Below are 12,549 nucleotides of genomic sequence, written 5' to 3'. Positions count from 1 at the left end.
AAGACTCGACTTCGTTGCGACGACTTTCGACCGGAACTGCGCGGGCGGGGCAGCAGCGCAGCCCCCGCCCGATCAGCAGCCCGTCTGCTTGACGCGCTCGACCGGGAGGCCGAACAGCGGACGCAGCCTCGTGCCGACCACGTTGCCGAAAAATGCCGCGACAAGCCACAGCCAGCCGTGCAGGCTGCCGGACACGATGCCGCTGAAGTACGCGCCGATATTGCAGCCGTACGCGAGACGCGCGCCGTAGCCGAGAATCAGACCGCCGACGATCGCCGCGATCAGCGAGCGCAGCGGCAGACGCCACACCGGCGCATAGCGGCCGGCCAGCGAAGCGGCGAGCATCGCGCCGATCACGATGCCGATGTCCATCACCGACTTCATGTCGTGGCTGATCGGTGCGGAGAGGGCGGCCGCGTTCGGGCCGGTGCTCCACACCGGCCAGCTCGCGACGTCGACGCCCATTGCGGAAAACGCCTTGGCGCCCCACAGCGCGAACGCCGACGTGACGCCCCACGGACGACCCGACAGCGCGAGCGTCACGAAGTTGAGGATGGCGAGCACGACGCCGCCGGCGAGGAGCGGCCACGGGCCATGCAGCCACGGCGATGCGTTCGGTGCGCGCTCCACCTCGCTGACCAGACGGCCGTGACGGCGCTTCTCGATCAGCACGGTCAGCGCGGCGATGGCCGCGAACACCACGAGGTTCAGCGCGATCCCCGGAACCACGCCGAGCGTTTGCACGAGCGAGATCGGCGGCAGATGCGGCATCGCGGACCAGAACGGCATGTGCGCCGTGCCGATCACCGAACCGATGATGAACGCGATCAGCGTGACCACCATCCGCGTGCTGCCGCCGCCGACCGTGTACAGCGTGCCGGACGCGCAGCCGCCGCCGAGCTGCATGCCGATGCCGAACATGAACGCGCCGACCACGACCGAGGTGCCGACGGGCGACACCTCGCCGACCACCGGATGCCCGAACAGCGTGCCGGCGGACAGCGCCGGGAAGAACAGCAGCACGCCGACCGCGAGCATCAGCATCTGCGCGCGCAGGCCGGCGCCGCGGCCGTCGGCGATGAACACGCGCCATGCGGACGTGAAGCCGAACGCGGCGTGATAGAGCGTGATGCCGAGCAGCGCGCCGAGCACGTACAGCGCGGCCTGCTTCACGCTGACGGTCTGCGCGAGATAGATCGCGCCGAGCACGACCAGCGCGAGCGCGACGGCGAGCGGCTTCGGATTGATGTTGACGACACGGCGAGGCGCGCCGAATGGCGTGGAGAGATCGGACATGATGAGTGGAGCGGACGCGCTTGTCGCGCGAAGGCGGCGCGCCGGTCAAGCGGCGGTCGCTGCGCGGGAGGGGCCGCGAATAATTGTTTCGGGAAAGCCCGGAAGTATACCGAAATGTCAGGTCGCGGCCGCTGCCTGCCAAGGTTCGCGCTACTCGACGGCAAGTCGGGGCGCGTGCGGTGTCGCGAGCCTGCAATGCCCGCCGGACGGGGTTTTTGCGGAGATCGACGGTGGTTGGAGGTCCGTCGTTTAATAACCTATCGTAATAACGGTATTTCAAACTTGCATTGAAATCGTCATCAACGTGGAAGGCGGTGGTAATAAAAGCCTTACACGAAGGCGCAAATCGTTGAGATTGCCCGCAACTGGCGAGGAGGCGAACTGCTAGTCTTCATACGGGGCGGAACCGTTTCGCGCGAACGTGGAAGGGGGATGTATGAGAACTCGAAGGCCACCTCTGCTGCGGCGAGGTGCATCGCAACGTCGTCATTCAAGCGGGCGAATTTCATTCGCCATCGTTGTTTCGCTGACCGGACTGTTCACGACGCACGTCGCGTGCGCGGCGGGGGCGCTGCCACAGGGCGGCCATTTCGTCGTCGGCTCCGGAAGCATTGCTCAGAACGACGCCGGCATCAGCATCACACAAGCGGGCTCGCGCGGCATCATCGAATGGAACAGTTTTTCGATCGGATCGCGCCGCACGGTGTCGATCGACAACGGCACCGGCGCGACGCTCAATCGCGTGACGGGTAACGATGTGTCGGCGATCTACGGCACGCTGAAGGGCACCGGCAGCATCTACCTGATCAACCCGCATGGCGTGCTCATCGGGCCTGGCGGCGTGGTGTCGACGGGCGGGCGCTTCGTCGCTTCGACCCTCGACGTCCCCAACGATGTCTTTCTCAACCCGCCTGTGATCGGTGGGTCAGCCTATACAGGCAGTTCTACGGCGGATGTCGTCAATCTCGGCAAGATCAGTTCGTCGGGTGGAGACGTGTTCCTGATATCGGCCAGCAAGGTCACGAACGCAGGGACGATCGTCGCGCCGAACGGCAATGCCGAACTCGCCACGGGCCGTCAGGTGCGTCTATACGACGGCAAATTTCAACAAGTCTTCGTGGACGTGGGCAGCGGCGGCACGGTGACGAACTCGGGCACGGTGCGGGCGGCGATCGTCAACGTGCAGGCGGCCGACGGCAACATCTTCGCGCTCGCGGGTCATTCGGGCGCGCTGCGCGCCACCGGCACCGCGACCCGCGACGGCCACGTATGGCTCGTCGCGAACACGACCGTCAACGGGGTCCTCGTCAATTCCGGCAACGTCGATGCGCGCGGCGCGCGAATCAGCGCGCGCAATGCGGACGGCAGCGGCGGCACGGTCGACATGTCAGGCAAAGACGTCAAGGTCGGCGGCGCGGACGTGCGGGCGAAAGCATGGAACATCACCACCGGGGATTTCATCGCGGACGGCCCCACTGCCCATACGCTCGGCGCGAGCCTGAGCAACGGCGCGTCGATCTCCGTGATCGCGAACGGCGGGGACGGCAAGCTCGGTGCGACCGGTGAAGGAGACATCGCGATCGACGCCAGCGTGCGCTGGCACGGAGCCTCCTCGCTGACGCTCGATGCGGCTCACTCGCTTACGATCGCACCGCGGGCGACCATCGCCAATGCGGGCAAAGGTTCGCTCACGCTGTCCGCCGATACCAATGGTTTCGACAACGGCGGCAGCCTGACCAATCTGGGTACGATCAACTGGTCACGCAGCCTAGGCGTCGTCAGTGGCCTGTACGACATGGACGGCAGCTACACGCCCGGCACCGTGTACACCAACGCATCGTGGCGCCCTGCGCCGTTCAGTGGGCTCGTCACGCAGTTCACGGCCTATCAGCTCGTCAACTCGATGGCGGATCTGAGCGCGGTGAATAACAACCTGTCCGGCAACTATGCGCTCGGCAGCAGGGGGCTGGAATTCGCGGGTGCGCCGGACTTCGGCGGCATCGGCACCGCCGCGAATCCGTTCACCGGTCAGTTCGACGGCATGGGGCATCTGCCCGCGGACCTGCATCTGTCGACCGCGGCCGATACTGGACTCTTCGGCGTGATCGGCAAGAGCGGCGTCGTGCGCAATTTCACGCTGGCGGACGGCGTCGCGACCTCATCGGGAGGAACGGTCGGCTTGCTGGCCGGCGTCAACTACGGGCACATGGTGAACGTCGGCGCCACGGGCACCATCGATGTGACGGGCAACACGAGTACGGTGACCGGCGGCCTGGTGGGCGAGAACTTTGGACGTATCGAGCGCTCGTGGGCTGGCGTGACCATCAACGGCGCGGATCAGATCGGTGGACTCGTCGGCCTGAACGATGGCCGCATCGGTCAGTCTTTCGCGATCGGCCGGGCAACAGCCGATGCGCAAGGCACACTCGGCGGACTCGTCGGCACCAACCATGGCGCGATCGCCCGCTCGTATGCAGACGAATTCCTGAGCGGCGGCGCGACTGTCGGAGGGCTTGTCGGCACTAATACGGGCTTCATCCGCGAGTCCTATGCCGCGTCCAGGCTCACGCCGGGCGCGAACGCGACGACAGGCGGTATCGCGGGCACGAACAGCGGCCGCATCGCCGCGAACGTGTTCTGGAACCGCGAATCGTCAGGGGCGGCGGCGGGCGTCGGCGCGGGCACGGCGGTGGCCGACTCGGGCGGACTCACTGATCAACAGTTGCTCGAGCCGGCGAGCTTCGGTCCGACCTGGGATTTCAGCGCAAACGGCACGTGGGTCGCGGGCTACCCGGGGCCGCAGTTGCGCTGGCTGGCAGGGCCCTGACATCGAGCGCATCGGCTACCATATAACCATGGTCGCAACCTAGAAAGGAGGCTGCCATGACTCAGTCAATGATCGGCCTGGTAGTGGTGTTGGCGGCCCTGCTGGTCATCGCGTTCGTGTTCGCGCGGCGATACAGGCACGCACATCCGCAAGAGACTATGACCCAGTGGCTCGACGCCCATCACATGGGTTGGCTACATCACAGGCACTGACTCCGGAGTTTGGCGGGTAGAGTCCCCAATGACATCCCGGCGATCGAATTCATCGCGATCAGCATTCGGTCGTGCCCGTCGCACACGCGTCGCGCTGCTTGGCGCGGCGGTATTCGCGCTTGGGGCCTGCGCGCAGCCGTGGGAGGCGTTCCATGCGGGCGAACCGGAATCGGCCGTGGTCGCCAGAATGGGGCAGCCGCGCGAGGTCTACGAGCTGCCCGACGGTTCCAGGCGGCTGATGTGGCCGACGCAGCCCATGGGGGAAGTCACCGTCGCCGCGGACATCGACCCGACCGGCAAGGTGATCCGCGTCCGGCAAGTGCTGCAGCCGAACGAGTTTTACCGCGCGGAGCCTGACAAGTGGACGAAGAATGACGTTCTGTTCAACTTCGGCCGGCCGGAGGAAACGACTTACTTTCCAGTGATGAAACGCGAGGTCTGGAGCTATCGTTATTTGGAAGACAACGTTTGGTACCTGCTGTTTAATTTCTATTTCGACGACACCGGCGTGCTGCGCTCAACCCAGAAGAGCCCGGACCCGCTCCACTTGCAGGGTGGTGACAACAAGCCGATGTGAGGTCGATTTCAGCTTCGCTAGCGCTCCGACGACTGCTCGCGCAGGAAGGCCTGCGCTTCCGCCTCCGTCTCATAGACATAAGGTGACAGCCCGCGCCGCGTCAGTGCGCCACCCAGCTTGGCGCGCATGAAAGCGCTGGTAGTAAAGCGCGTCACGCCGAGGTAGTAGCGCTGCACCATATCCTCGACCATTTCGACATACGCGTCTTCCAGCGCGGGGTCCAACACGAAACCCTCGTAGTTCACCACCGCATAAACCTTGTGGTCCAGTGGTTCGCAGACGCGGCATACCTGAGCCCGGATCGCGGCGATGTCGTCGGGACGCTTCACCTCGAGACGCGAGAAGTTGAGAAACATGATGTTCTTGTCGTCGTCGTAGATGAAGCGCGCTTCCAGCGGCAGCCGCAAAACATTCGAGCGCAGGCCCATCGGTTCCGGCAGGAAAATCCGCTCGTCCATCTGCTTCGGCGAACGCAGGATCGGTGCGAAGTCCATCCTGGCCAGAATATCGCGCTCCAGATCGACGCCAGGTGCGATCTCGATGAGTTCCATGCCCTCGGCGCCCAGTTCGAACACGCAACGCTCGGTGATGTAGAGGACCGGTTGTCCCGCTGCCGCCGCATACGGGCCAGAAAACGTGCGATGTTCGACTTCCTCGATGAACTTCCTGGCCGTGCCGTCACGGTGGATGCGCAGCTTGCCGTCGACGACTGAAATCTGGCTTTGGCCCGCCATGAACGTGCCGACAAACACGACCTTCCTGGCATTCTGGCTGATGTTGATGAAGCCTCCGGCACCAGCCAGGCGCGGCCCGAATCTCGACACGTTGAGGTTACCCATCCGATCGGCCTGCGCGAGGCCGAGAAACGCGATGTCGAGCCCGCCGCCGTCATAGAAATCGAACTGGGCGGGCTGATCGATGATCGCCTGCGGATTGGTCGCCGCGCCGAAGTTCAAGCCTCCCGCCGGAATGCCGCCGATCACGCCGGGCTCGGTGGTCAGCGTCAGCAGGTCGAGGATTCTTTCCTCGTTGGCGACGCTGGCGATGCCCTCAGGCATGCCGATCCCGAGATTCACCACGCTGTTCGGCTGGAGTTCCATTGCCGCGCGCCGCGCGACCACCTTGCGCTCACTCATCGGCATCGGCGCCACACTGCTCGCGGGCACCCGGATTTCGCCGGCGAACGCCGCGCTGTACGGTGTGGCAAAGGTCTGCTGGTGGTTCTCGGGCGGTGCCAGCACGACGCAATCGACCAGCACGCCGGGGATCTTGACCTGTCGCGGATTGAGCGAGCCGCTTTCGGCGATTCGCTCCACCTGGACGATCACCAGACCGTGGCAGTTGTGCGCGGCCATGGCGATCGCCAGAGCCTCCAGGGTGAGCGCCTCGCGCTCCATCGTCACATTGCCGTCGGGATCGGCGGTAGTGCCGCGCACGATCGCGACGTTGATCGGGAAGGACTTGTAGAACAGATATTCCTCGTTGCCGATCTGCATCAACTCGACCAGGTTCTCGGTGGTGCGTTCGTTCAGTTTGCCGCCACCGAAACGCGGATCGACGAAGGTACCGAGGCCGACTCGTGAAAGATGGCCGGGTTTTCCGGCTGCAATGTCGCGAAACAGGTGACTGATCACGCCCTGCGGCAGGTTATAGGCTTCGATCTGGTTATCCACCGCAAGCCGCTGTAGCTTCGGCACCAGACCCCAGTGTCCGCCGATGACGCGTTTGACGAGGCCCGGCGTCGCCAGGTGGTTCAGTCCCCGATCCTTGCCGTCTCCCTGACCGGCCGCATAGACCAGCGTCAGGTCGCGGGGCTTTGGGAGGGTGACTAACGCATCCTCGTCACGGGTCGCACAGAGTTCCTCGATGGCGATAGCGATGTCTTCGGCGAAGCCGATACCGACGAAGCCGCCTGTCGCGACCGTATCGCCGGCGCGGATCAGGCGCACGGCATCGCGCGCGGACGCCACTTTGCCGGACGAGCGGGAAAGGATCGCCGGTGAAGGCTTCCCCGCGGTTGATTGCGTGCTCACGTTTCACCTCGTCTGATTCGAGCGCGACTGTCTAGTAGGCGCCGCCGGTATCGATGGTCAGATGGAGCATGTCGTCCTCGAGAACCCGGATGAAATGCTCGTCCTCCTGCAGGAGTTCCTCCAGCACGTCACTATTGGAAAGCACGCCGATGACGCGCCCCGATTCGATAACAGGCAGGTGCCGGATCCGCTTCGTGTGCATCGACGCGAGGCATTGATCGCAGGTATGCTCGGGCGTCACATAAAACACCTGAGTGGTCATGATGTCGCCAACCTTGGTGTTGGCGGCGTTGCGGCCGAGCACATCGACTTTGCGCGCGTAGTCGCGCTGGGACAGCACGCCAACCAGATTGCTGTCTTGCAGCACCAGCACTGTCGTCACATCCTTGTCGGCCATTAGCTGCAGCGCGCTGAGCACCGTGTCGTCGGGTCCGACCGAAACCAGCTCCCGCGGGTTCGCGGACAGAATTTGACGTGCTGTCTTCCTCTCCTTTTTCATGAGCGCCTCCACACAGAAGGGGAGCAGGTGCGGACTCCGCCTGATCAAAGCGAAATCGGAATCCGATCGTTCAGGTTCAGCCAGGTCTGGCGATATTTTTTGTCTTCGTCGAATTGCAGTGTAGGTCGCTTGATCTGCGCCGAACGAACATTTTCCGTTCCGGCTTATGTGGAAGAGTGCGGTTGACGGGGAACGAGCGGTGCGGCGATTTTCACATTCGCCCGCTCAGGTGAATGTCGATGGGACCTCTATTGCCTTTCGGTTTTTGCGAATGATTGGCCGCAAATTGACTCGCGGACTGTCGCTCGATATTGCGATTGACTGGAGTTCACTCGCGACAGCAATAGCGACGTCGTAGCGATTAGAGAAGTTGTCGATCCGTCCGCCGCTTGCTACCGCGAACGGTCGGCCGTGAGCCCACCTCGTGGTCCGCGCGCGGTTCGTCGTACGCAGTGGCGACGGCCCGCAGCCCCTGCCGGACGCGGTCGATAACGTTGCCTTCCTGTCGTCTCGCGTACACCACGTAGGCCGACCATGAGAATTCCGGCGCACCCGTGACGAGGCGCAGACGGCCGTCCAGCAAAAACGGCTCGGCGGTGCCGATGCGAAAGTAGCCAGATCCGCCAACTGACAACAAATAAGTCAGCGCCAACGGTCCGAGCGAAATGGAGACAGGTGGACTACCGAGTTCCGGGAAGGCCGCCTGATGGTTTGCCTGAAAGCTCGGGCCCCAGTCCACATAGACATACTGGGCGGGATCCATCGCGCCATCTGGCGCGCTCGTCACCATCACCAGCTTTTCTTCGACGAGCAGTTCCGAAACCAGGTCAGGACGTTGCGGAGGGTTGTAAAGAACAGCGATGTCGAGCGATCCTTCATGCACACGGTCAAGCAAACGCATCGGACTGTCGACCTCCGCGCGCAGGGCGATCTGCGGGCATTCGCGATGCATCCAGATGAGCCAGTCGGCGAGGAGCGGATGCCACAGGCTGAGTTCGCCGCCCAGACTGACACCCTCTTCGCGTCCGGGCGGGAGCGCCACATGCTGACGAGCTTGTTCCCACACCTGCACGAGGGTCGTTGCGTGCTGGACGAAGCGTTCCCCAGCCGTCGTCAGACGGGCGCCAGCCTTGTTGCGCACGAACAGCCGGCGTCCCAGCTGTTCCTCCAGCGTGCGGATGCGCGCGCTCACCGCCGTCTGCGTCAGGTGCAAACGCTCCGCGGCCGATATGAAGCTGCCACTTGCCGAGACTTCGAGAAAGGTGCGAGCTAGCGTGATATCCATCGTTTCATATCAAAATTTTTGCTTTCAATTGCAATGATAATCCATTTGCCTGCGGATAACCGGTGCCGGAAAATGGCTGTTGGTTCATCACCAAGCTGACCTGTCGAGGCCCGCGCGACACGCTCACGCGGACACCCCGGGGCAGCGTACGTCTGGAGTCGATAGAGAGATGGCTGTTGCGGAATTTCGGGACCCGGAGCTGACCGAGGCCCAGTGGGAACACATCAAGGCCCTCACGACCTCGCTCGACTCCCGGCAACTCGTCTGGGTCAGCGGATATCTGGCGGGGTTCGATCAAGCCAGCACACTGCGAGCCGAAGCGCGCGCACCGGCTGCTGAAGCCGATCTCGGCGGCACTTCGGCACGCCGGCTCACCGTGCTCTACGGCAGCGAAACCGGCAACAGCGCGGCGCTCGCCCGCACGCTCGCCGAGCAGGCGGCGCAACGCGGTCTCGCCGCATCGCTGCATGACATGGCGAGCTACAAGGTTCGCCAGTTGAAGGACGAGCAGGATGTCCTCGTCGTCGTGAGCACCTATGGCGAGGGCGATCCGCCGCAGTCGGCCACCGACTTCTTCGAGTTCATCGAAGGACGCAAGGCGCCGAAGCTCGGCGGCATGCGTTTTGCCGTGCTGGCGTTGGGAGACTCGACCTATGAACACTATTGCGAGGCGGGCAAGCGGCTCGACCGCCGTTTCGAGGAGCTCGGCGCCGAGCGCCTCGCGCAGAGAGTCGATTGCGACGTCGATTACGAACAACCGGCGAACGCCTGGATCGAGCAGATCCTGGCGTTGCTGGGCAGCAATTTATCCGCAGGCGGTCATCCGCCCGGCGCCGAGCCGCGCGCGCCCGCAGGCGCGTTGCCGCAACGGCGGGCCGCCATCGACAGGCAACATCCATTTCACGCCCGCGTCATTGAAAACATTGCGCTGACGGGGCGTGGATCATCGAAGGAAACCCGGCATATCGAGCTGTCGCTCGAAGGCTCGGGCCTTAGCTTCGAACCGGGCGACGCGTTGGGCGTGGTGCCGACGAATGACCCATCAGTGGTTCGCGCGGTACTGCAGGAACTCGATCTCGATGACTCGCAAGCCGTCGACGTGAAGGGCAACGACACCACACTCGGCGATGCGCTCGGCGCGGGCTTCGAAGTCACTGCGCTCACGCCACGCTTTCTCGAGCATTGGGCACGGCTTTCCGGTGCGGCAGAGCTCGAACGTCTCGTCGACAATGCGCATGCCGGCGAGCGAACCGCCTACATGCGCGGTCACCACATCATCGACGTGCTCCGGCGGTTTCCCGTCAAGGGCATCGACGCGCAGCATTTCCTCGCCGCGCTAAGACCTTTGCAGCCGCGCCTCTATTCGATTGCATCGAGCCTCGCCGCGGCACCCGATGAAGTGCATCTGACCGTTTCGGCGCTGCGCTACGAACTGCACGGCGAACCGCGCGCAGGCGTAGCGTCGGGCCAATTGTCCGAGCGCACCGAGCTCGATGCTCAGCTGCCTGTGTACATACACCGAAATTCGAACTTCCGGCTGCCCGGAGGCGACGTGCCGATCATCATGATCGGCGCCGGCACCGGCATTGCGCCGTTTCGCGCCTTCATGCAGGAACGCGAAGCACGCGGGGCCAACGGACGGTCGTGGCTTTTCTTCGGTGAACGCAACTTCCGGACCGACTTTCTCTATCAGACGGAGTGGCAACGGCTGCTGAAAGACAACGTACTGACCCGGATGGACGTTGCCTTCTCGCGCGACCGGCGCATCAACGGCGAAGGGAAGACCTACGTGCAGCACCGGATGCAGGCGCAGGGCCATGACCTCTTCGCGTGGCTGGAAGAAGGCGCGCACCTGTACGTCTGCGGCGATGCAAGCCGCCTCGCGCCCGATGTCCATCACACGCTTCTCGAGATCATCGGCAGCGAGGGCGCGCTCGATACCGAATGTGCGCAAGCCTACCTTCAACAGCTTCAACGCGACGGGCGCTACCAGCGCGACGTCTACTGAGCGACATGATGAGCAACCCACCTACCGAACCGGATCGCAGCCGCGACCTGTCACAGCCCGTCGAACGCCTGAGTGCGGACGAACGTCTGAAGGCCGCGAGCGACCAGTTGCGCGGCACGATAGGCGCAAGCCTGGCCGATCCGCTGACGGGCGCCGTAGCCGATCCCGACACCAAGCTGATGAAATTCCACGGCATCTATCAGCAGGACGACCGCGATCTGCGCGACGAGCGCCGGCGGCAAAAGCTGGAACCGGCGTTTCAGTTCATGATTCGCGTGCGGATGCCTGGCGGCGTCTGCACGCCAGCGCAATGGCTCAAACTCGACGAGCTCGCGCGTGCGAACGGCGGCGAAACATTGCGGCTGACGACGCGGCAAACGGTCCAATTCCACTGGGTGCTCAAGGACGACCTGCGACCCCTCATCCAGGGCCTGCGCGAAGCGCAGCTCGATACGATCTCTGCCTGCGGCGACGACGCCCGCGGCGTGATGTGCTCGATCAATCCGCATCTGTCGTCACTCCATGCCGCTGTCTATGACCTCGCACGCCGCGCCAGCGACCAGGCGATTCCACGCATGCACGCTTATCGCGAGACCTGGTATGGCGAGACACGCATCGAGGGCCCCGAACCCGAGGAGCCGTTCTACGGCAAGACGTACTTGCCGCGCAAGTTCAAGATTGGCTTCGCGGTTCCACCGGTCAACGACATCGATGTCTACACACAGGACCTCGGTTTTATCGCCATTGCCGAGCACGGCGAACTGAAGGGATTCAACGTCGCGATCGGCGGCGGAATGGGCCGCAGCGATCAATCGTCGGCGACTTATCCGCGGCTCGCCGACGTAATCGGTTTCGTCACGCCGGATCAGGTGCTTGCCACCTGCGAAGCGGTGATGAGCGTTCAGCGCGATTACGGCGACCGCAAGGAACGCGCGCACGCGCGCTTCAAGTACACGATCGACGATCTCGGTCTCGACTGGGTCAAAGCCGAGATCGAGCGGCGGCTGGGCTTCGCACTCGGAAACGCGCACCAGTTTGCCTTTACGACGAACGGCGACGCACTGGGCTGGCAGACGGGCGACGACGGCGCGCATCACCTGACGCTGTTCATCGAGAACGGCCGCCTGAGCAACGGGCCGGACCATGCGCTGCTCGACGGTCTGCGTGCGATCGCGCGCGTGCACGTCGGCACGTTTCGCCTGACGCCTAATCAGAACATCGTGATTGCTCAGGTGCCCGACGCGAACCGCGAGCAAATCGAGCGGCTCGCCGAAGAACACGGCCTGCTCGCTCACGTTCGTGACAGCGCGTTGCGCCTGAACTCGATGGCCTGCGTCGCGATGCCGACCTGTGGTCTGGCGATGGCCGAAAGCGAGCGCTACCTGCCGTCTCTCGTGACGAAGATCGAAGCCTTGCTCGAAAAGCACGGGCTGACGGATGTGCCGATCACGATGCGCATGAGCGGGTGCCCGAACGGTTGCTCGCGGCCCTATATCGCAGAGATCGGACTGTCGGGACGCGCGCCGGGCAAGTACAACCTTTATCTCGGTGGCGGCTTTCACGGGGAAAGACTCAATCGCCTGTATCGCGAGAACGTCGGGGAACAGACGATCCTCGAGTCGCTCGACACGACGCTCGGCCATTTCGCCAGCGAACGCGTCGAGCACGAGCACTTCGGTGACTTCGTCATTCGCGCAGGTTATGTCGATGCCGTGACCTCGGGCCGCGATTTCAACCGTTGATCCAGCGTATTGAACGGTCTGCTTCGACGATGTCGCTGTACTTGCGGTCCATGAAGGAGAATTGGATGTT

General features: G+C 63.7%; 9 protein-coding genes. 5 read left to right on the top strand and 4 right to left on the bottom strand.

Features of this window, described 5'->3' with window-relative positions:
* Nucleotides 1-72: 72 nt before the first annotated feature.
* On the bottom strand, nucleotides 73-1,296 hold the full coding sequence (locus QFZ91_RS04950; RefSeq protein WP_429566435.1) for a YeeE/YedE family protein: 1,224 nt from the start codon (nucleotides 1,294-1,296) through the stop codon (nucleotides 73-75).
* 436 nt (nucleotides 1,297-1,732) lie between these two features.
* On the opposite strand from QFZ91_RS04950, the gene QFZ91_RS04945 reads away from it, so the two are divergent.
* The 3 genes from QFZ91_RS04945 to QFZ91_RS04935 are packed head-to-tail and all read left to right on the top strand — an operon-like array spanning nucleotide 1,733 to nucleotide 4,912.
* Entirely contained in the window at nucleotides 1,733-4,123 is a 2,391-nt protein-coding gene (locus QFZ91_RS04945; RefSeq protein WP_429566434.1) for a filamentous hemagglutinin N-terminal domain-containing protein, read from the top strand.
* 56 nt (nucleotides 4,124-4,179) lie between these two features.
* Complete coding sequence (locus QFZ91_RS04940) at nucleotides 4,180-4,335, top strand: hypothetical protein (protein WP_429566433.1); 156 nt, start codon at nucleotides 4,180-4,182, stop codon at nucleotides 4,333-4,335.
* 28 nt (nucleotides 4,336-4,363) lie between these two features.
* A complete protein-coding gene (locus QFZ91_RS04935; protein WP_429566432.1) occupies nucleotides 4,364-4,912 on the top strand; it encodes a hypothetical protein in 549 nt (182 codons plus the stop codon).
* Between the two features lie 17 nt (nucleotides 4,913-4,929).
* Here the strand turns inward: QFZ91_RS04935 and QFZ91_RS04930 are convergent, their stop codons facing one another.
* The 3 genes from QFZ91_RS04930 to QFZ91_RS04920 form a co-directional block, all read right to left on the bottom strand.
* Nucleotides 4,930-6,945 carry an acyl CoA:acetate/3-ketoacid CoA transferase gene (locus QFZ91_RS04930; RefSeq protein ID WP_429566431.1) on the bottom strand — a complete coding sequence of 672 codons (2,016 nt, stop codon included), beginning with the start codon at nucleotides 6,943-6,945 and terminating at the stop codon, nucleotides 4,930-4,932.
* 31 nt (nucleotides 6,946-6,976) lie between these two features.
* On the bottom strand, nucleotides 6,977-7,444 hold the full coding sequence (locus QFZ91_RS04925) for a CBS domain-containing protein (protein ID WP_176378254.1): 468 nt from the start codon (nucleotides 7,442-7,444) through the stop codon (nucleotides 6,977-6,979).
* Nucleotides 7,445-7,805: 361 nt separating this feature from the next.
* Entirely contained in the window at nucleotides 7,806-8,729 is a 924-nt protein-coding gene (locus QFZ91_RS04920; protein ID WP_429566430.1) for a LysR family transcriptional regulator, read from the bottom strand.
* A 169-nt stretch (nucleotides 8,730-8,898) separates the two neighbouring features.
* Between QFZ91_RS04920 and QFZ91_RS04915 the strand changes: the two genes are divergently transcribed.
* A complete protein-coding gene (locus QFZ91_RS04915) occupies nucleotides 8,899-10,737 on the top strand; it encodes an assimilatory sulfite reductase (NADPH) flavoprotein subunit (protein WP_429566429.1) in 1,839 nt (612 codons plus the stop codon).
* Nucleotides 10,738-10,745: 8 nt separating this feature from the next.
* The gene (locus QFZ91_RS04910; protein ID WP_429566428.1) at nucleotides 10,746-12,479 is read left to right on the top strand and encodes an NADPH-dependent assimilatory sulfite reductase hemoprotein subunit; all 1,734 of its coding nucleotides are present in this window, start codon (nucleotides 10,746-10,748) and stop codon (nucleotides 12,477-12,479) included.
* Nucleotides 12,480-12,549: the final 70 nt, after the last annotated feature.

Origin of the sequence: Paraburkholderia sp. JPY419, assembly GCF_050435705.1 — a bacterium.
In the GTDB taxonomy this organism is placed as follows: Bacteria; Pseudomonadota; Gammaproteobacteria; order Burkholderiales; family Burkholderiaceae; genus Paraburkholderia; species Paraburkholderia youngii.
This window is presented reverse-complemented; position numbering and strand designations above follow the sequence as displayed.